The sequence below is a fragment of the Pseudarthrobacter sp. NamB4 genome, assembly GCF_005796185.1.
GTDB lineage: Bacteria > Actinomycetota > Actinomycetes > Actinomycetales > Micrococcaceae > Arthrobacter.
On record NZ_VAHM01000002.1, the window covers coordinates 249,631 to 268,164 of the forward strand.

General features: G+C 64.7%; 13 protein-coding genes and 3 pseudogenes. 5 read left to right on the forward strand and 11 right to left on the reverse strand.

Annotation, left to right across the window (positions count from 1 at the left end):
- Positions 1-167 precede the first annotated feature (167 nt).
- A complete protein-coding gene (locus tag FDW81_RS02680; RefSeq protein WP_171027084.1) occupies positions 168-917 on the forward strand; it encodes a GAF and ANTAR domain-containing protein in 750 nt (249 codons plus the stop codon).
- A gap of 41 nt (positions 918-958) precedes the next feature.
- On the opposite strand, the gene FDW81_RS02685 is transcribed toward FDW81_RS02680, so the two are convergent.
- Both FDW81_RS02685 and FDW81_RS02690 read right to left on the reverse strand, forming a co-directional pair.
- Positions 959-1,249: a hypothetical protein gene (locus FDW81_RS02685; RefSeq protein ID WP_138132569.1), complete on the reverse strand. Its 291-nt coding sequence runs from the start codon at positions 1,247-1,249 to the stop codon at positions 959-961.
- 430 nt (positions 1,250-1,679) lie between these two features.
- Entirely contained in the window at positions 1,680-1,979 is a 300-nt protein-coding gene (locus FDW81_RS02690; protein ID WP_138132570.1) for a DUF4193 domain-containing protein, read from the reverse strand.
- 131 nt (positions 1,980-2,110) lie between these two features.
- On the opposite strand from FDW81_RS02690, the gene FDW81_RS02695 reads away from it, so the two are divergent.
- The gene (locus FDW81_RS02695) at positions 2,111-2,707 is read left to right on the forward strand and encodes a TetR/AcrR family transcriptional regulator (RefSeq protein WP_240719860.1); all 597 of its coding nucleotides are present in this window, start codon (positions 2,111-2,113) and stop codon (positions 2,705-2,707) included.
- Positions 2,704-3,696 carry a DMT family transporter gene (locus tag FDW81_RS02700; RefSeq protein WP_370278678.1) on the forward strand — a complete coding sequence of 331 codons (993 nt, stop codon included), beginning with the start codon at positions 2,704-2,706 and terminating at the stop codon, positions 3,694-3,696. Before FDW81_RS02695 ends, FDW81_RS02700 begins: the two co-directional genes overlap by 4 nt.
- Here FDW81_RS02700 and FDW81_RS02705 read toward each other — a convergent pair.
- The 3 genes and pseudogenes from FDW81_RS02705 to FDW81_RS02715 form a co-directional block, all read right to left on the reverse strand.
- Positions 3,613-3,912, reverse strand: a complete 300-nt coding sequence (locus tag FDW81_RS02705) for a DUF3040 domain-containing protein (protein ID WP_240719862.1) — start codon at positions 3,910-3,912, stop codon at positions 3,613-3,615. The genes FDW81_RS02700 and FDW81_RS02705 overlap by 84 nt on opposite strands.
- 84 nt (positions 3,913-3,996) lie before the next feature.
- Complete coding sequence (locus FDW81_RS02710) at positions 3,997-4,521, reverse strand: DUF488 family protein (RefSeq protein ID WP_138132571.1); 525 nt, start codon at positions 4,519-4,521, stop codon at positions 3,997-3,999.
- A gap of 80 nt (positions 4,522-4,601) precedes the next feature.
- Positions 4,602-5,505 (reverse strand): annotated as a pseudogene (locus FDW81_RS02715) (aldo/keto reductase).
- A 533-nt stretch (positions 5,506-6,038) separates the two neighbouring features.
- Here FDW81_RS02715 and malQ point away from each other — a divergent pair.
- A complete protein-coding gene (gene malQ, locus FDW81_RS02725; protein WP_138132572.1) occupies positions 6,039-8,270 on the forward strand; it encodes a 4-alpha-glucanotransferase in 2,232 nt (743 codons plus the stop codon).
- Between the two features lie 123 nt (positions 8,271-8,393).
- Here malQ and FDW81_RS02730 read toward each other — a convergent pair.
- Both FDW81_RS02730 and FDW81_RS02735 read right to left on the reverse strand, forming a co-directional pair.
- Positions 8,394-11,404 (reverse strand): annotated as a pseudogene (locus FDW81_RS02730) (alpha-amylase family glycosyl hydrolase).
- A gap of 370 nt (positions 11,405-11,774) precedes the next feature.
- Complete coding sequence (locus tag FDW81_RS02735; RefSeq protein WP_138132573.1) at positions 11,775-12,821, reverse strand: beta-propeller fold lactonase family protein; 1,047 nt, start codon at positions 12,819-12,821, stop codon at positions 11,775-11,777.
- A gap of 252 nt (positions 12,822-13,073) precedes the next feature.
- On the opposite strand from FDW81_RS02735, the gene FDW81_RS02740 reads away from it, so the two are divergent.
- Positions 13,074-13,961: a putative protein N(5)-glutamine methyltransferase gene (locus FDW81_RS02740; RefSeq protein ID WP_138132574.1), complete on the forward strand. Its 888-nt coding sequence runs from the start codon at positions 13,074-13,076 to the stop codon at positions 13,959-13,961.
- A gap of 154 nt (positions 13,962-14,115) precedes the next feature.
- On the opposite strand, the gene FDW81_RS02745 is transcribed toward FDW81_RS02740, so the two are convergent.
- The 4 genes and pseudogenes from FDW81_RS02745 to FDW81_RS02760 all read right to left on the reverse strand — a co-directional run bounded on the left by FDW81_RS02745 (position 14,116) and on the right by FDW81_RS02760 (position 18,379).
- Complete coding sequence (locus FDW81_RS02745) at positions 14,116-14,673, reverse strand: hypothetical protein (RefSeq protein WP_138132575.1); 558 nt, start codon at positions 14,671-14,673, stop codon at positions 14,116-14,118.
- Positions 14,674-14,783: 110 nt separating this feature from the next.
- Positions 14,784-15,050 carry a GlsB/YeaQ/YmgE family stress response membrane protein gene (locus FDW81_RS02750; protein WP_138132576.1) on the reverse strand — a complete coding sequence of 89 codons (267 nt, stop codon included), beginning with the start codon at positions 15,048-15,050 and terminating at the stop codon, positions 14,784-14,786.
- A gap of 133 nt (positions 15,051-15,183) precedes the next feature.
- Positions 15,184-16,017, reverse strand: coding sequence for an aldo/keto reductase (locus FDW81_RS02755; protein WP_138132577.1), 834 nt, complete (start codon positions 16,015-16,017; stop codon positions 15,184-15,186).
- 29 nt (positions 16,018-16,046) lie between these two features.
- Positions 16,047-18,379, reverse strand: a pseudogene (locus FDW81_RS02760) (rhamnogalacturonan lyase).
- Positions 18,380-18,534 lie beyond the last annotated feature (155 nt).

The following is an 18,534-nucleotide window of genomic DNA, read 5'->3' on the forward strand; positions in this document are numbered from 1 at the left end:
ATCATCCAGCCGCTGATGGTCGGTGCAGGGCGGCGTTGTTCACAGTTGACGCATCATGGCTTTGCCGGGGGTAGGCTGGAAATGTACCCGTTCGGCAGTGAGCGGCCAGGACGTCCTTTGGTGGACGTTTATGGCCTTTGGGCCGTCCGGGAGGGGGAAATCCTTTGATGCACGCAGAAGCGGCACACGACGAAGTTTTCGCTGACGTCGCGCTCCATCTTCAGGACCTGGTCCTCGACAGTACCGACATGGACCAGTTCCTGGGGGACCTGGCCCTGTATTCCGCCGCGAGGCTCAGCAGCCCCGGCACGCAGCTCTACTGCGGGGTGGCAGTGGAGAGGAAAAAGAAGCCCACTGCCGCAGCCGGCAGCGATCCCTCCGTCCGGATGCTGCACCAGCTCCTGAACAAGTACGGCGACGGATCAGGGCTGACCGCCATGCGCAGGGCGGCCCCAGTGCTGATCCCGGATGCCGGCAAAGAGAAACGATGGCCCGAATACGCTGCAGCGCTCGTCCGGCAAGGGTTTTCTTCCGCTGTCAGCTTGCCGCTCGCGCTGGATGAGGATGCCAGTGGTGCCCTGAGCCTTTACTGCGGGCAGCGGCACGGCTTCAGCAGCGAGGACATCGCTGCTGCCCAGGCGTTTACTGCCCAGGTTTCAAAAAGCCTGCGGGTTGCCCTGCGGATAGACAAGCTCCAGGATGTCAGGGAAGGCATGAGCGCCGCCATGAAATCCAGGACCGTCATCGACCTGGCTACTGGTGCCATTATGGCCCAAAACCGGTGCAGCCAGCGCGAGGCCTTCAACGTCCTGCTGCTGGCGTCCAACACCCGTAACAAGAAGCTCAAGGACGTCGCAGCCGCGGTCATCACGTCGGTCTCCGGCAGTTCGAAGACCTTTACGTACTTCGACGAATAGGGGCCACCCCCGCGAGCAGGTATTACCTCGGCGGGCGGTCGTTACCTCGGCGAGGAGGTGCCCGGCGAGCCTGAACGTGGCCCGGTGACGTGGGAATCGCCGAACGGGGCCCGCCCCGGCAGCCCAGCTGCAGCACAGTGCTCGTTGATTGCCTGGGCCAAAGTGTCACGTTCCTTGGGTGGCAGGCTGGAAAGCCCGGCAATGTAGTTCCTGATGTCCTGCTCGGAGGCATCGCCGCCCAAAGCTATGTGTTCCAGCCACAGCTGGCCGAGGTCCAGGCCGTGCTCCTGTATGACAGCACCGGTCAGAGCCTGCTGGTCCACTTCCTCCATCGTCACATCCTTCCCGGGGTCCGGCTTTCCACCGGAAGTTCGGAGCCGGGCGGCAGGCGGATGGGTGCAGCGGGAAATTTTTTTGCGGCCGCGGGAAAGGGGGTTGCTGAGCTGCTACCTCAAGCAGCTTCCGCCCTGGGACCTTCGCCCCTAGGCAGGGCGCGCGGGGAGCAGCGCACCAAGTGTCTGGAGCATTCGGAAAACAGGAGCCGACCATCATGCGTGCTTATGATGTCTGCGGCGGCATGAAGGGCGCATCTTCACGGTCACCGTGGGCAAGCAGAGCGACCAGGTCCAGCGTATTGCCGGGCGACCCGATCCAGCCTTCGCCCGGCTTCCGCAGGCCCTTTCACCGGCTAGCCGCAGGCAACCTTTCACGTTTGGTTCGTTGGCGGAAGCGGCGGGGGCCGCTTCCGTCTCATGCCTCCCCCTAGGACTCGCACTCCTTGCAGTATTTCTTGCCGTCCTTTTCCCTGGCGAGCTGGCTGCGGTGGTGGACCAGGAAGCAGGACATGCAGGTGAACTCGTCAGCCTGGACCGGCACTACCTGGATCAGGAGTTCCTCGTTGGAGAGATCCGCCCCGGGCAGTTCGAAGCTGTCCGCGAGCTCGGTTTCATCGATGTCGGCAGTCGCCTCCCTCCGGCCCGACTTTTCGGTTTTCAGCTCCTCGAGGCCGATATTCGGCTCTTCCTCGGGCGTCACCCGCGGAGCGTCGTAATCAACTGACATTGATGCATTTCTCCTGTCGGCTGCTGTGCTGTTCATTCTGAACAGGGCGAAAACACGGAGCCCCGAGGGTTATTCCCACTCTAGTTAGGTATACTGGTCTAACTACTTTTTCGTCCCTAGGAGCAGATACCGTGTCCTCTCCAGAACCGGGCCCGTCGTCGAAACCCAGGGCCCGCGTGCTGCTGCTTAATGCTGCGGCGCGGCTCTTCTATTCGCAAGGGGTAGGCGCAACGGGCATCGACACTATTACCTCCGAAGCCGGCGTGGCGAAGAAGAGCCTCTACAACAATTTCGCGTCCAAGGCCGAGCTGGTGGCTGCGTACCTTGACGCCCGGCACCAGGAATGGCTGGAACTGTACCGCCGGCGGCTGGACAGTGCGCACACTCCCCGTGAGGGCGTGCTGGCAGTCTTCGACGCGTATACCGACCATGCCCAGCTCGCATACCAGGGCGGGTTCAGGGGCTGCGGCCTGCTCAACGCTGCGGCAGAACTTCCCGCAGGCGCACCGGGCCGGCAGGTGGTGCGCCGGCACAAGGAAGAGGTTGAGGAACTGCTGGCCGGGCACGTGGCTGAGCTGCTGCCGGGGGAGGAAGAGCGCGCTGCCCGGCTTGCCCGGCACCTGGCATTCCTGCTTGAGGGCGCCATGGCCCGAGCCGGTCTTGAGGGTAATGACGAGCGGCTGAAAGATAGCCGGAATATCGCTGTACAGCTGATGGAGGGGTTGTGAACGTGGCTGGGGGTTCCGCCAATGCGCCGCTCTGGGGTGCACTGTGCGTGGTGGCGGCTTCCGTGCTGTGGGGCACCACGGGTACTGCTGCAACTTTTGCGCCTTCCGTGAGTCCGCTGGCCATCGGAGCTGTTGCGATGGGAATCGGAGGTTTGCTTCAGGCGCTGTATGCGGTCGATGCCATTGCCGGGCAGTGGCCCGGCCTGCTGGACCGCTGGCGGCTGGTGTTCTTCGGTGCTGCCGCGGTGGCTGTCTATCCGCTCGCTTTTTACAGTTCGATGCGTTTGTCCGGGGTGGCGGTGGGCACCGTGGTTTCCATCGGCTCAGCCCCGGTGGCCGCCGCCCTCGTCGAGCGTTTTGCGGACGGCAAGCCGCTCACTCGCCGCTGGATGGCAGGAGCGCTTTTGGGGGTGACGGGAGCAGCCCTGCTGTCCTTCGCCAGTCACGGACCTGCAGGTTCCGGTTCCGCCACCAACTCCTTGCTGTCCCTGGTGGGAATAGGACTGGGCCTGGTAGCGGGCGCGACGTATGCCCTCTATTCCTGGGCGGCGCACCGCCTGATTGGGGGCGGGGTTTCGTCGCGGGCTGCCATGGGGGCTGTCTTCGGGCTCGGTGGGTTCCTGCTGATGCCCGTGCTCGCCCTGACCGGCCGGCCACTGCTGGATTCGTGGACCAATTTCTCCGTGGGAGCTTATATGGCCCTGGTGCCGATGTTCGCCGGGTACGTCCTGTTCGGCTGGGGCTTGGCGAGGATTCGGGCCAGCACCGCTACCGGGATCTCCCTGCTGGAAACAGTAGTGGCAGCGGTCCTTGCGGTGCTCGTGGTGGGTGAACGGCTGCCGCTGCCCGGCTGGCTTGGTGCCGCCGTCGTAATCCTTAGCCTGTTCATCCTGACGCCGCGGCAGTCAGCCCGCAGGCCGCTCCCGCCGCCTGCCCCGGCCCGGGAAAGGCTTGCCGAGCAGCAGGCCGGTGCCCAGCCCCCCCAGTGAAAACCCGACGACCACCAGTACGATGATCTGGCCGGTGGCGCCGGCAACGAGCAGCACAAGCCCCACCAGGGAGGCGAGCGCTCCAAAAAACAGGTCCGCCCTGAACCGGGGCGCCGGGTAGCCGGAGAGCAGCTCCATGGCCAGATGGGGATCGTCGGCGATCAGCCCCAACTCCAGCTCCTTGAGCAGCCTCCGCTCCTCTTCGGACATTGGCATCGGATGCCCCTGAATTTCATGAGAAGGGATATCGGTATTGACCGTAGGAGCCCAGCTTCCCTGAGTCAAGAGCTGGGGCAGGCGTCACTCCCGGACGTCGTAGCGCAGGTGATTTCCGAGGACCCGGACGCCCTGAGTGGGAACGTGCGGCACGGCCTTGGCCGGCGGCATCAGGTGTTCAACGGGGACTTCCAAAATCAACATGCAGTGGTCCGCCACGAGCCTGCGGTGGCACCGCCACCACACGGTTTCACTGCACATGATGGCTGTCCGGGCGGTTTGTGCCGCCGCAATCAGCTCCGCCACCGCAGCGGTAAAGTCAGCCGAACGCATGTAGGCGGCGTAGGCCCTGAAGGATTCATTGCGCAACGCAGTATCCGGGGAATCAGGAGGGAGCTTGCGGAAACCGCCCAGCCGCTGTTCCCAGCGGTAGCTGATTCCAGCGTCGGGAAGCCACTGCGCCATCAGGTCTTTGCCGAAATGCGGATGCTTCCTGCTGCCCGGCATGATCCGTACATCCACCAACGAGGTTACGCCGGCAGCTTCCAGCAGTGAGGAAAATTCGGCCTGGGAAGCAGTGCCGTGACCGATGGTAAAAAGGGACCTCACCCACCTGATCATAGGCAGGCGGCGGGGGCGGCGGCTGCTGAAGCAGCCGTTCCTATCCGGCGCCCGCCCCGGGAAGGCGGCTACCGCCGTCGCAGTTCTGCGAACTCAAGGGAAGGGACGATGGCGCCGGCGTCGCGCTCCACCAAGTTGGTGCCCGGGGGCACCACGTCGTCAATGGCGTCGAGGACGGCCTCGCTGAGCCGGACATCCGCTGCCCGTAGGTATGCATGCAGGTGTGCCTCGTTGCGGGGCCCGATAATGACGCTGCTGATGGCTGGGTGGGTCAGGGCGAAGCCCATGGCAAGGTCCACCAGCGGCAGTTCGAGCTTATCCGCCAGCCGGGCCAAGGCATCCGCGGCCAGAAGTTTCCGTTCACTGGAAGGACCGGAAATGTCGTAGCGGCCGGAGAGCGAATGGACTCTGGTGGCGGCCTTGCTCGCCTCGAGGGTGAAATTGCCGGACAGCCAGCCGCCGGCCAGCGGCCCGTACGCCAGGACCCCGAGCCCGTACTGCTGCGCGATGGGCAGCACGTCGCGCTCGTTGCCGCGCACCAGCATGGAGTATGGCACCTGGTTTCCCAGGGGCGGGATCAGGTGGTTGGTGGTGGCCAACCACTGCGCCTCCACCAGTTGGGCCGGAGTGAACACGGAGGTGCCGTAGTAAAGGATCTTTCCCTGCCGGATCAGGTCATTGAGGGTGGTGATGGTTTCCAGTACGTCCGTGTTGTAGTCCGGGCGGTGCGCCTGGTAGAGGTCAATCTCGGACTCGCCCTGCGAGTAGACGTCCGCGGTGTCCACGGCGGTGATCCCGGCATCCAGCGCCGCGTGAATGATCCGGATGCTCTCCTCGGCCCCGGTAGGAGCACACTGCCGGCCGCCACCTTGCGGGCTGCCGCTGCCCTCGCCAGAAGTTCATGGTGCCCAGAGTGAGAGGGCTGACGGGGGTACCCGACCGCCCGAACACCCGCAGTTCGCAGAGGCTCATGCCGGTTTCCTCCAGTTGCGTTCGCCGCTGATGCCCTTGATCGTGTTGAGGCTACACAGCCTGACGGTGCCGCGGCAGATTCCCGCCTTAGTCCTTCTCTTTTCTTCGCACTGAGTAACGCACGGGCCAGGGATGACGAAGTGTGGCTGCCACGGTGTCCTGGGCGTACCGCTTGCGCTCGACGGCAGCCAGGCGGCCGCCCTAAACTTTTTCGCCCCTGACGCCGGCATCTTCTCCGATGCTGTGAAAACCTGACAAAGTGTCCAGCCACAGGAACCAGAAGCTGCGGGACCTGGCTGCATTGTTCTTGGACGGGTGGATTCAAGCGGCGTCAGCACGCATTTCGATCCGTACGCCTGCTCCCAAGCCTTGGTCTGAGAACAGCCCAGTACGCCTTCGGCACGGTGCGGGTTTCGTCCCGGCGCCGCCCTGCAATAATCTGAACCAACGGTTGTGCGCGGGGGTGCAGGCGCCCGGTACAACAGGCAGCACTGTAAGTTCGGGCCACATCACACCAGACGAGGCGGACACGCATGACGGCTTCAGACCAGCAGCACCTACAACAACCCGGGATGCCGGCCGATCCGCCGGGCGCTCCTGCCGCCTCACAGGCTGCCGCCGCAGCCGTTAATCCGCACCTGCTCCAGAAGCTGGCGGACGCCCATGGAGTGGGCACCTCCTTCCAGGGCTGGGACGGCCTGCCGCACAAGGTGGCAGAGGGCACACTGATCAAGGTCCTTGCCGCATTGGGTGTTGAGGCTGACACGAACCCGGCCATTGAGGCCGCCCTGGTGGAAGCGGAGCTGGCTCCCTGGCGGCGGATGCTGCCTCCCGCCGTCGTGATCATGCAGGGCGAGCCCGCGCTGGTCCCGGTCCACGTGGCCGACGGCGCCGCGGTAAGCCTGGCCATTGCCCTTGAAGATGGCGCCGGCACCGTTGATGCGGTCCAGCAGGACGTCTGGGAACACCCCGTGGAGGTCGACGGTACGTCCATCGGCCGTGCCACCTTCGCCCTCCCCGAGGACCTGCCGCTCGGCTGGCACACCCTTCAGGCCGAGTCCGGGGGTGTGACCGCGTCCGCCACCCTGGTGGTGACCCCGCGCCGGCTGACCACCGCGGAACCTCTCGAGCAGCGCCGCGGGTGGGGATTGGCCACGCAGCTCTACTCCGTCCGATCCAAGCGCTCCTGGGGGATCGGTGATTTCGCCGACTTGGCTGATCTTGTCGCCCTCAGCGGAGTCCGCGGCGCAGACTACGTGCTGGTGAATCCCCTGCATGCCGCCGAACCCGTCCCGCCGGTGCAGCCCTCGCCGTACTCACCATCCACCCGCCGGTTCTTCAACCCGCTGTACATCCGGATAGAGGCCATCCCTGAGCTTGCTTACCTGAAGCCGCGCCGGCGTGCCACGGTTGAGAAGCTTCGCGAGGAGGTTTCCGGGCTGAACAAGGAGGGCGGCCGGCTCGATCGCAACGCCGTCTATGGGGCCAAGCTTGAGGCCCTGGAAATGCTCTACCACACACGCCGTTCCCCGGCCCGGCAGGCTGCCTTCGAGAAGTTCTGCCGCGCCTCCGGCCCGGGACTGGACGATTTTGCCCTCTGGTCCGCGCTCCGGGAGGACCTGGCGCCGGACGATCCGCTGTGGACCGACCCTGCCTGGGCCCTGGGCAGCCCGGAAGCGGAGTCGCTGAAGAAAAAACTTGCCGACCGCATCGGGTTCCACCGGTGGCTGCAGTGGATATGCGATGAGCAGCTTGAAGAGGCCCAAAAGGTTGCGCTGCGCTCCGGCATGCGTTTGGGCGTTGTGCACGATCTTGCCGTTGGCGTGGACCACAGCAGCGCTGACGCCTGGACCCTGCGCAGCGTTCTGGCTCCCGGGACAAGTGTTGGCGCCCCGCCGGACATGTACAACCAGCAGGGCCAGGACTGGGGACAGCCGCCGTGGCACCCGGCGCGCCTGGCCGAGGCCGGCTACCAGCCCTTCCGGAACATGCTGGCCACCGTTCTCCGGCATGCCGGCGGCATCCGCGTTGACCATATCCTCGGCCTGTTCAGGCTCTGGTGGATCCCGGTCGGAAACGCCCCTGGCGATGGCGCCTATGTCCGCTACGACCACGAAGCCCTGATCGGCATTCTGGCCCTGGAGGCCCAGCGTGCCGGGGCGGTGGTGATCGGGGAGGACTTGGGCACCTTTGAGCCATGGGTGCGTGACTACCTGGCTGCCCGCGGCATCCTGGGAACGTCGATCCTGTGGTTTGAGTACGACGGCGATTCCCCCCTTGCGCCCGAAAAGTACCGGACGCAGGCCCTCGCCAGCGTCAACACCCATGACCTCCCGCCCACCGCCGGCTACCTCGCCGGCGACCACGTCGCGCTGCGCAGCCGCCTCGGCCTCCTTGAGCGGTCCGAGGAAGAAGAGCGGGCCGAGCACAACGCGTCTTTGGAGAAGATGCTTGCGCTCGTGCGGGAGCGCGGCTACCTGCCCGGGAAAGCGGCGAGCGGGCCGGCGGAGACGGAAGAGCAGACCATCGAGGCCCTGCACCTCCTGCTCACCCAGACGCCGTCGGTCCTGCTCGGCGTTGCCCTGGTGGACGCGGTCGGGGAACGAAGGGTCCAGAACCAGCCCGGCACCACCGAAGCTTTGTATCCGAACTGGCAGGTGCCGCTGGGCGGACCCGACGGCAAGCCAGTGTTCCTGGATGACCTCCCGGCCAACGCGCGGTTCAACTCCTTGCTGGCGGCGGTGGAGGGAGCCCTGCACAGGTAGTCGCACGGGACGGCCGCCAGTCCCGCGCATGGCAATGCGGGGCCGCTTCGCCCCTCCCGGTACTTTCCGGAAGGGGTTGAAGCGGCCCCGCTGTGGTTACGCTGCTGCTTGCGCAGGCTGTCGCTAGCCTGCCGTCATCACGTGCGTGAAGTGGTCGTAGCGGAAGGTGACAGGGCCGCCGTCGTGCTCAAACACGATGTTGGCTCCGGGGGAGGCGCCACCCGCTCCGTAGCTGACGTTCCAGGACCGGTCCAGGGCGGCCTTGAATTCATACGTCCCCGTGGGCAGGTCCGGCACGGACAGCTTCCATACCAAATCCGCCGGGTCAAGGACCAGCTGTGCCTGGTGGCAGGCAGGGTCCCAGTCGGCGGCGCACCCGAGCCCGCTGTTCATGCTGCCGGCCGCCGCCACAGCACCTGGCTGCTGGGAGGCGTACACGGCGCTGATGAGCCGGGTGCTGTTGTCATAGCGGAACGTTACGGGGCCACCCGGGTGGTCCAGCGTGAGGTTCGGCCCGTTGAACTGGCCGCCGGCGCCGTAGTTCTCGTTCCAGCCGCCGTTCAGCGCCGCCTTGTATTCGTACTGGCCGGCCGGAAGGTCCATGGTCAGCCGCCAGATCTTGTCGGCCGGGTCCAGAACCATCATTGCGTGCGGGCAAGACGGATCCCACTGGTCCGTGCAGCCCATTGCCTGGTTCAACGATCCGGCCACGGTGACAGAGTCAGGCTGCGGCGCCTCTCCCACAATGATGGTCCGGGTTTCGCTGGCCACGCTGAAGCCGGTGCCGGTCATCACTGCCCGGTACGCCACCCTGGTGCGGTCTGCGAGATCCGAGATGTCATCAGCGGTGGAGTACACAGGGGAGGAGTCATCGGCAGCTACTGCAGTCCATTCCCCGCCCTCGACGCTGCGCTCGAAGGTCACCACGTGGCTTGCCTTCTCGGGATCAACGGTGGCACTCAGCTCCACCGTGCCCTGGGCGCTGCTGCCCTCGGCCGGCTTCTGCAGGGTGATGACGGGAGCAGGGACGCTGGCGGCGCGGGACTGTGACGTCGCGGTGTGTCCGCCGTTGTCCAGCACGGTGGCGCGGTACTCCACCGGCGTGCCGGTGTTGAGCGCCGCAACGTCGTGGAATACCTGGTACGGCGCGGTGTCGTCCGTACCGATGGGCTGCCATTCCCCGCCTGCTGCCTTCGCTTCAAAGGTGACCTCGTAGAACGAGGAACCGCCGACGTCGGCGGTACCTTGAGGCGCCCGTTGTCACCAGATGCGGCAGCAGGGTCCTGGAGGACGACGGCGGGTGCGGCCTTGGAGTGCGGGATGCGGCCGGAGGATTGGTACACCACTGCAGAAAGCGGCGGGACGGTGACGGTCAGCTTGCCGTCCTCAGAGGTCTTCGCTTCAGCTGCTGCGTTGCCGTAAATACGGGTGTAGTTTCGCTTGGCGATGTAGGTGGGCACCTCCGCACTCTGCTGCTGTTCGCTGTTGTTCAGCGCCACCACGTACTCGCGCTGGTCTTTCGCGTCCGTGCGGGAGAAGGCGTAAATGCCGGTGCCTTCGGATGCGTAGCGGTGCTGGTGGGCGCCGTCGCGAAGGGCCGGGTGTTCCTTGGTCAGCGTGGCGAGCTCACTGATCTTGGCATACAGCGGGTGCCCGCTGTTGAAGTTGTCAGTGGCGTGCGTGGCATCGGTGCCCAGCAAGTCGTCGTCGAGATATTCAGGCACCTGGCTGGCGAACAGCGTCTGGCGGGCATCCTGATCGCCGCCTGGGCCGGTGAAGCCCTGCTCGTCCCCGTAGTAAACCACGGGGTTGCCGCGGGAGAAGTACATCAGCTCGTGGGCCAGCTGGTCCCGGGCCACCTGCTCTGAATCGCTTGAACCGGGGTTGTCCGCTGCGATGAAGCTGCCGATGCGGCCCATGTCATGGTTTCCAAGGAAGGTAGGCAGCTGGTAGACGTTCGAATCGGCGTCCGTGTACCAGTCATCGCCCGCGAAGAAGGTCTCCAGCGCGCGGGTGTCCTGGCTCCTGGAGGCGAACCCGCGCGCCGCCTCCTGGAAGGGGAAGTCCAGGACAGCCTGCATCTGGTTCCGGGTAGTGAACTGGGAAGTGAAGCTCTTGGTGGTGTCGAAAACTTCGCCGAACATGAAGAACTCGTCCTTGCCTTGTTCCCTGGCGTAGCTGAGGACGTCAGGGCCGAAGTCCTGCCAGAACTCGTTGTTGACGTGCTTCATGGTGTCGATCCGGAAGCCGTCCACGCCGAAGTCGCCAATCCAGGTCTTGTAGATGTCCTTCATGCCATCCACCACGGTGGGATGCTCCGTGAAGAGGTCGTCCAGGCCGAAGAAGTCACCGTAATAGGCGTCCTCGCCGGCGAAGGTGGTGTCGCCCCGGTTGTGGTAAAGCGTCGGATCGTTGAGCCAGGCCGGAACCTTCAGGTTCTCTTCGCCCGGCTCCAGGAGGGGTTTGTAGGGAAAGGACGTTTCCGCATCCAGTTCCGGGAAGGTGTCCTGGCCGGCGTAGTCGCGGTCATCAAATTCTTCGCCCCCCGCGGTGTTGTAGGGCACTTCGTCCTTCGACGTGTACCCCTTGCGTGCGCCGCCTTCGTAGCCGATGACATCCGCCGTGTGGTTGGTGATGATGTCGAAGTAGACCTTCATGCCCCGGGCGTGGGCTTCGTCGATGAGGGCCTTGAGTTCGTCGTTGGTGCCGAGGTGCGGGTCAATTTGGGTGAAGTCCGTGATCCAGTACCCGTGGTAGCCGGCCGACTTGTCCTCGGGCTGCACCGCCTTGTTCTTGAAGCTGGGGGTGAGCCAGATGGAGGTGGTGCCCAGGCCCTGGATGTAGTCGATCTTGTCCAGCAGGCCCGCCAGGTCGCCACCGTTGTAGAAGCCCTTCCTGGTTGGGTCGTAGCCGGACACCATCGGGTCGCTGCCCAGGCCGCCGTCGTCGTTTGCGGCGCTTCCGTTGCTGAAGCGGTCAGCCATGACGAAGTAGAAGTTCTCGTCCGTCACCGGGGCACGGAGCGAATGAAGGGCCGACGCCGGTCCCGGGCCGTTGGGCCCTGGGTCTTTCGGGCCGGGTGCGGCATGGGCGGGGAGGACTGCCGCTGAGACTGCGACGGCGGCCGCCAGCAGTCCGGCGGCGGAACGCAGTACGGTGTTTCGGGCAGCGGCGGCACTGGCGGCGTTTGCTGGTGCAGTGGGGGATGTTCTGGTTCGAGCGGATGTTCGGGCGCGCGCGGGCGCGCTGGAGGGGGTGCGCGATAACAAGGGTGAGACCTTTCCTGGTAGCGGCGCTGCTGTACAGGTTTGCCGCCGGAACAGGCGGCAATGTATGTGTGACCGTGGGCAGGAAAGCACGCTTGCCTGTGAGCCACTTCACAACCGTAAGCGCTTGCACCGGATTACTCCAGTGTTTAGGTAACGCTGGCAGGGCCAGGGGCTCGCACTGTTTTGCGGTGCTCAGGCCGCTGCGCGCAAAAGCCCTGCCGCTGTCCGGAGGAGGTTACCGGGCGGGCACCAGCGCGGTAGGTGAGGGTGTTTGTACGCTGTGAACCACAGGGCCGGGAAGGCCGGTGGCGGGATCGAGGGCAAAAGTGGCAACGTTGTCCGACCGCTCGTGCGCCACATGCAGCCACGTCTCCCTTACCAGGTGGTGCCGGGGCCAGTCACCGCCGCTGGGAAAGTCTTTGACGGGTATCAGCTCCGTTCCGCCGCCGCCGACCTCGAGCACACTGATGATGTTGGACCCGCGGACGCCAGTGTAAGCGTAGTTGCCCTGGGCGTCGAGGCAGATTTCAGCAGCGGAATCGTCCGGAGTGCTGCCGCCGGAGGTGGCCGGTCCACGGAAGACCAGTTCGAACGTGCCCGCCTCCGGCCTGACGACGAACACTTCAACGGAGTACTCCGACACCACGAAGACGTGGCCGCTGTGGTGCTGCACCAAATGGCGGGGGCCGCTGCCGAAGGGGAGGGCCACTTCGTGGTCGACTACGAGGCCAGTCCCAGGGATGTAGTTCCAAATGCGCAGGGTGTCGTGGCCCAAATCGGTCGTCATCACGCGGCCGTCCGCCAGCATCAGGCTGGCGTGCGCCCGGCTCTGCCTCGGCTCGCCGGGGTTCACAATGGCGTGCGGGTCCACGGACGGTGCCGCAGGGAATCGGCTCTTCAGGGCGCCGTCAGCATCCAGTTCGTACAGCAGGACCTGGCCGTTTCCCCAGCACGCTGCCGTGACAAAACGGCCCTGCGGGTCTACGGCCACGTGACACGTTGCATCTCCCGCAGGCTGCGGCTCTCCCAAGGGTTCGAGCCCGAAGTCGCCTGTACGGCGGAAGGCGCGGACCATTTTGCGCTGCTCGGCCACCGCGTACACCACGGGCAAGGTGGGATGGACGGCAAGGAACGACGGGGAATCTGCCTTGACCGCGGTCCCCAGCCATTCGAGGCTTCCGTCCTCATGCTCGGCGAGGGCCCCAATGCCCTCGGCACGGCCCCCTCCATCGGGCGTATAGGTACCGGTCCAAATAATTGCCTGCTGGCCAGGGGATGTCATAGTTTCCATCCTGCCAACAAACTGACCTTAAGCGGAGGAACTGCGCATTAGCATTGGAATTCAAGCCGCCAACACGGGGAACTGAACGCGTGAACAGGGGCGCCTATGCGGGGAGAACCCTGTTGTGTGAGAGGCGGTTCCGAGCCCTTTCCGTGTTTGTGGTGCTGCTGCAACTGCCGTTCAGGGCACGTAGCAGGGCGGTTCAACTGAAGGTTGCGCCATTGCACGCCGGCTCGTAGAAAGGTGCACTTCATGCCAAGTCCTGAAGCCTTACCTGAGCTCCAGGCATTTCCCGCCATTGTTTCTGCGCTGCGGACGGCCGGCTGTGTTTTCGCGGAAGATGAGGCACGCCTCCTGCTGGCTGAGGCGCCGCACCAAGCAGCTCTTGATGCATGGGTGGACCGCCGGGCGGCCGGCCTGCCCCTTGAATACATCGTTGGCTGGGCAGAATTTTTCGGCCAACGCGTGTGCGTGGAACCGGGGGTCTTTGTGCCCCGGCGCCGGACTGAACTGCTGGTTGGTGAGGCTGTGACGCTCCTGCAGGACAGTTGCTTTTCCTCGCCACGCATTGTTGTTGATCTCTGCTGCGGTTCCGGGGCCGTGGGCGCGGCAATTGCCAGGCAATACCCGGACATTGAACTGCATGCGGCGGATATCGACCCGGTCTCCGTGAAATGCGCACACCGAAACGTGGACGTCCTGGGCGGGACCGTTTACCGGGGCGACCTGTTCGCGGCACTGCCGCCCAGGCTCAGGGGCCGGGTGCACCTGCTGGCCGTCAACGCACCCTACGTTCCCACAGGGATGATAGGGGCCATGCCGCCGGAAGCGCGCCTCCACGAGGCACGCGCGGCACTGGACGGGGGAGCGGACGGGCTCGATTTTCACCGGCGGGTGGCCGCTGAGGCTTCCGATTGGCTTTCTTCAGACGGCCACGTGCTGATCGAGACAAGTCAACAGCAGGCGGGGAGGACTGCCTCGCTCCTGGCCTCGGCAGGGCTCGCAGTCCGGACGGTCCACTCGGAAGAAGTGGACGGCACTGTCGTGGTCGCCTCCCACCTGGCGGGCTCACCGGGACGCCCGGTTGGCCGTCCGGGTAGCGTCGCAACACTTCGCGCTGACAGACGCACGGGAGCGTAGACGAAATCCGCTTTGAACGCCGGAAACGCCGCTGGCCGCCGCGTCCCCCAAGGATCGCGACGGCCAGCAAAACTATCCAGTTGTAGCACAGGCGGACGGTTTTCCCGCTGTCAAGCGGCGGCCCAGCCGTCCTGCACCATTTGTTCTACCTCTGCTAGGGCTTTGATTCAGGCTCGTCAGAGGTGCCCAGGTTCAGCGTATCGGGGTGGGTGCTGTGGGCTGGGATGTGATCCTCGCCCAGGTCACCGGCGTCATTCAGCGTGCCGGAGGTCCCGGCAGCAGAGGTCCCTGCGGCGGAGGTACCGGCAGCAGTGGTACCCAGCGTGGCAGACGTCCCGAGAGTATCTGTGGTGCCGGCGGTACCGGTTGTGCCGAAGCCGCCTGAACCGCCCGTGGTGCTGGTGACGGGGGGACCTGCGGTTGTCTCGTCGTCGGACGTTGAAGACTTGCTGCCCCCGGACGAGCCCTCGCGGTGCATCGCGGAGCCGAGGACGGTGCCTGCCCGGCGGGCGGCCTCGCTCAGCTGGTCAGCAACCTCGGGGGCCTTTTCCTTAATGGCTTCCGTAGCAACAGCCACTTTGTCCTGAACGGGTTTGCTGTCCCAGATACCAGCTGCCCGTGCCTTGAGTTTGTCGTACGCAGCTCGGCCGGACCGTGATCCAAGGACGTACCCGGCGGCAATTCCAACACCCAAAAGAAGCTTGTTTTTCACGTTGAACTCCTGCTCCGTGAGAAGGTTTCCAGTCCGGGCCAAGTGGTCCGGGAAAGTGAAAACCGGCCCGGGGATGTTGTCCCCAGGCCGGTTTCCTGGCTTGCGCAGAGTTAGCCGCGCACGCCGCGCTTGGTGATCATGCCGTACACCAGCAGCACGATAAGTGCGCCACCGATGGCCAGCAGCCACGTCTGCAGCGAGAAGAACTCCTGCAGTCCGCTACCGAAGATCATTCCACCGATCCAGCCGCCGAGGAGTGCTCCAACGACGCCGAGCACGAGGGTGATGAGCCAGCCGCCACCCTGCCTGCCCGGAAGGATCGCCTTAGCGATCGCACCAGCAATAAGTCCGAGAATCAGAAATGCAATAAATCCCATTTTTCGTTCCTCTTCCTAAGTAAAGGAGGCCACCGGATCCCGGCGGCACTTCATCCTTCTGCATCAATAGTAATCATGCTTACTATCTGTTTGCCAACCCCGGCGAAGAGAAAAAGAGCAGTTCAGGCGTCTTTCAGTGCCCAGTGACGTCGGAATCGATGCCTGCCGCGGGACCCTCGTCCAAGATGGCCAGTTCCGCGAGATCCTGCGGATCCAGGGTGAAATCGAAGATGTCCAGATTCTCCCTCATGCGCTCCGGATTGGCCGTTTTCGGAACCGTTACAATTCCGTTCTGTACGTGCCACCGCAGGACCAGTTGCCCGGGTGTTTTGCCGTGTTTTTCGGCCAATTGGGACAGAATGGGGGCGCTGAGCAGGGCGGCGCCGGATCCTCCCAGCGGGCTGTATGACTCCGTGACGATTCCATGCTTCTCGTGGAACTCCCGCTCGGCCATGCGGGTGACGGCAGGGGTCAGCTGGATCTGGTTGACGGCCGGGACCACCTCCGTCTCAGCCAGCAGCCGCTCCAGATGCGCCGGTTTGAAGTTGGAGACGCCGATGGAGCGCACCTTCCCCTCTGCCTGGAGCCGCTGGAACGTTTTCCACGTGGAGATGTACTCGTCGCGGGCGGGCAGGGGCCAGTGGATCAGCAGCAGGTCCACATAGTCCAGCCCCAGCCGCTCCAGCGATCCCTGCAGGCCCTCCACCGCCCGGTCGCTTCCTTGGAAATCGCCGTCCAGCTTGGTGGTGATGAACAGCTCTTCACGCGGCACACCGCTGGCCCGGATACCGTTGCCCACCCCCTGCTCGTTGCGATACTTCACGGCAGTATCGATATGCCTGTAGCCGGCTTCCAAGGCCAGAACGACGGCGGTGGCCACCTGATCGTCGTCCAGCGGCCAGGTGCCGAGGCCCACCTGGGGGATGGAGTAACCGTCATTGAGTTTGATCAGCGGTGCAAGTGTCATTTCAACAGTCTCCCCCGTGCGGGGCCGGCCTAGCTCCCAAATGCCCGCAGAATATTACCGGCGTTGTGCTCCAGCGCCACGTGAGCGGTGTCGGAGACGGCGTCCGGGCCTTTCTGCTGGCCCAGGAAATCCACGAAACGATGGATGGCCTGTGCTGCCTTCTCGGCGTCACCGTCGGCAACCGCCTTCGAAGCCTGCTTGATGCCCGCTCGGAGCTGGCTGGCCACCGGCCCTGCCACGTCTCCTGAATCCACCAGGTCTTCCAGTACATGCTCCAGGGCCTTCACGCTGCCGGGGAGCCACGCCGCGCGTAACGGAACGTCAGCGAAGTACATGTCTGACGCCAGGTAGAAGTCCGTGTAGGACGGCTGGTTGTAGCTGGTGTTCTGCCGGGCCACTTCCGCGCGGTACTGCGGATCCTGCATGAGGGTGTACAGCTTGTGGCTGGTTACCTCGGTGCTCATGAACATCCGTAGGGCCGAGCTGTCAGCCGTGCGCACCAGCATTTCCTCACGCCAGTCACCCACTACGTCTGCCACCAGGCTGGGGTTGCCCTTGGTGTCGTTGTTGGTGCGGGTGCCTGTCGCAGTGAGGAGCCTGCCGCGCTTCCAGTCGTCGATGCTGGGCGTCTGCTCCCTTGAGCCGTTGATGAGCTGCGTGGTCATGTCGGCAGCCCACTTGATGCTCATGTTGGTGCCGGGCCGGGCGGGATCGATGTCCGTGACGTGCATGGCGTCGCCGTGTCCCAGCCGCGCCTCGGTGCCAGGTGCCGCGCTGCCGGCAGGCAATGTGTCGAATGAGCTGTAGAGCACTGATCCGTCGTCGTCGATGGTGGCGGAGCCGTAGACAATCTCCTGCTTGCCGTCGCCGTCCACGTCCGACGCGCTGAGGGAGTGGAAGCCCTGCGTCGTGAGCCTGCCGTACTCGGGATCGGTGCCGTCACGGCCGTGCGGCGAATCGTTGAAGGGGTTGGTCATGGGCGTCCAGCCGGAATCGATGTTCCAGACGGGGGAGAGGCGGGTGCCGTCCCAGGTGTAGCTGGCCATGGTGGTGCGGGTGTAGTAGCCGCGGGCGAACACTGCGGCGGGCTTCTTGCCGTCCAGGTAGGCGACGCCGGCCAGGAACCTGTCCACGCGGTTACCCGGCTCGATGCGGGCCATGGCGTAATCGCCCCACATGAGGCCGTCGTCGTGCCTGCTGGCTTGTAGGCGACGGTCTGGAGTTCCTTGCCGGAGGCGCCTTCGAACACCGTCAGGTATTCGGGGCCGGAGACGATGAAGCCCTCGAATGCCCGCAGGTTGTTCCGTGCGCTGCGGGACGGGGCGTAAACGTCCATGAAGTGGTTGGCGAGCGCTTCGGCGTCCGTACGGGACAGCGGGTACTGGTACTGGGGCGCGATCCCGAAGGCTTGCTCCAGGGTGGCGGGCCAGTTGCCGGCCTTCACCTCAGGATGCGAACTCCAGTCCTGGAACATCTTCACGATGTGCTGGTAGTAGTCGGCGGCGCTCATCCGGTAGTCGTCGGAGTTGGAGTAGCCGGCGTCGATGTCGGACTGCAGCAGCGAGATAAAGCGTTCGGAGGCAACCTGCCCGTCCGGGGTGTAGCTGGTGCTCTTGCTTCCCGGAGCTGTTTTCATCATCAGCTCGGCCCGGCCGTCGCCGTCGAAATCGTTCACCAGGAGTTGTGTGTAGTGCGCGCCGGAGCGGATGTTGACGCCAAGGTCGATCCGGTGGCGCAGGGTCCCGTCAGCCTTGTAGGTGTCCACGTAGGTGTTGCCCGTGTAGCCCACCTGCGAAACGTCCTTGGAGTTGTTCGGGTCCCACTTGACGATGAACTCGTACTGGCCGTCGCCGTCGACGTCTCCCACGGATGCGTCGTTTGCGTTGTAGCTGTATGCCTGCCCGGCAGGAGTCACGCCGTCGGCCGGCTTCTTCAGCGGGATGTCCTTGAAGTTGCCGCCCCAGGAGGTGGTGGTGGCACTGGAGTCCACTTCAGCGCCTTCGACGACGGCGCGCACCTGGTACTGCGACGCGGCGGTCCCGGAAGCATCCAGGAAGTTGGTGCTGTCAGTGACCGTCCCCAGCTTCTGCCCGTCGCGGTACACGTTGAAATCCGTGCCGGTGAGCCCGGTGGCGGAGGAGCCGGACGCTTCGTGGCCCAGGAGCCGCCAGCTCAGGAAGACGCCCTCCGACGTCTTTGCGGCCACCAGGCCGCGGTCCAGGTGGTCCAATTGGACGCCGGCGGCGCCGGGCTTGGGAGAACGTTCGACGGCGGTAGCAGGGGTGACGAGGCAGCCCACGGTAAGTGCAAGGCCGACGGCGGCGACGGACAGAAGGCGCACGGGAGTACTCCTCGGATTCATCAGTGAATCCTTTCAATCAGAAATGGGAAAACGATTTCCCGACAACGTAGCGGGGGGAGAGTGCAGAAAACAAGCCTTGCGGGCGGGACGAAAAGAAGGTACCTGGAACGTTGTAGAAACGTCAGGAAACACCGATAGCCCGCCGCGGTGGCAGC

Bases quoted from the DNA above. Each gene is read 5' to 3' on its own strand.
- FDW81_RS02685 (WP_138132569.1), bottom strand. From the start codon at position 1,249: ATGGAGGAAGTGGACCAGCAGGCTCTGACCGGTGCTGTCATACAGGAG.
- malQ (WP_138132572.1), top strand. From the start codon at position 6,039: ATGACGGCTTCAGACCAGCAGCACCTACAACAACCCGGGATGCCGGCC.
- FDW81_RS02705 (WP_240719862.1), bottom strand. From the start codon at position 3,912: ATGCCAATGTCCGAAGAGGAGCGGAGGCTGCTCAAGGAGCTGGAGTTG.
- FDW81_RS02740 (WP_138132574.1), top strand. From the start codon at position 13,074: ATGCCAAGTCCTGAAGCCTTACCTGAGCTCCAGGCATTTCCCGCCATT.
- FDW81_RS02755 (WP_138132577.1), bottom strand. From the start codon at position 16,017: ATGACACTTGCACCGCTGATCAAACTCAATGACGGTTACTCCATCCCC.
- FDW81_RS02750 (WP_138132576.1), bottom strand. From the start codon at position 15,050: ATGGGATTTATTGCATTTCTGATTCTCGGACTTATTGCTGGTGCGATC.
- FDW81_RS02735 (WP_138132573.1), bottom strand. From the start codon at position 12,821: ATGACATCCCCTGGCCAGCAGGCAATTATTTGGACCGGTACCTATACG.
- FDW81_RS02680 (WP_171027084.1), top strand. From the start codon at position 168: ATGCACGCAGAAGCGGCACACGACGAAGTTTTCGCTGACGTCGCGCTC.
- FDW81_RS02690 (WP_138132570.1), bottom strand. From the start codon at position 1,979: ATGTCAGTTGATTACGACGCTCCGCGGGTGACGCCCGAGGAAGAGCCG.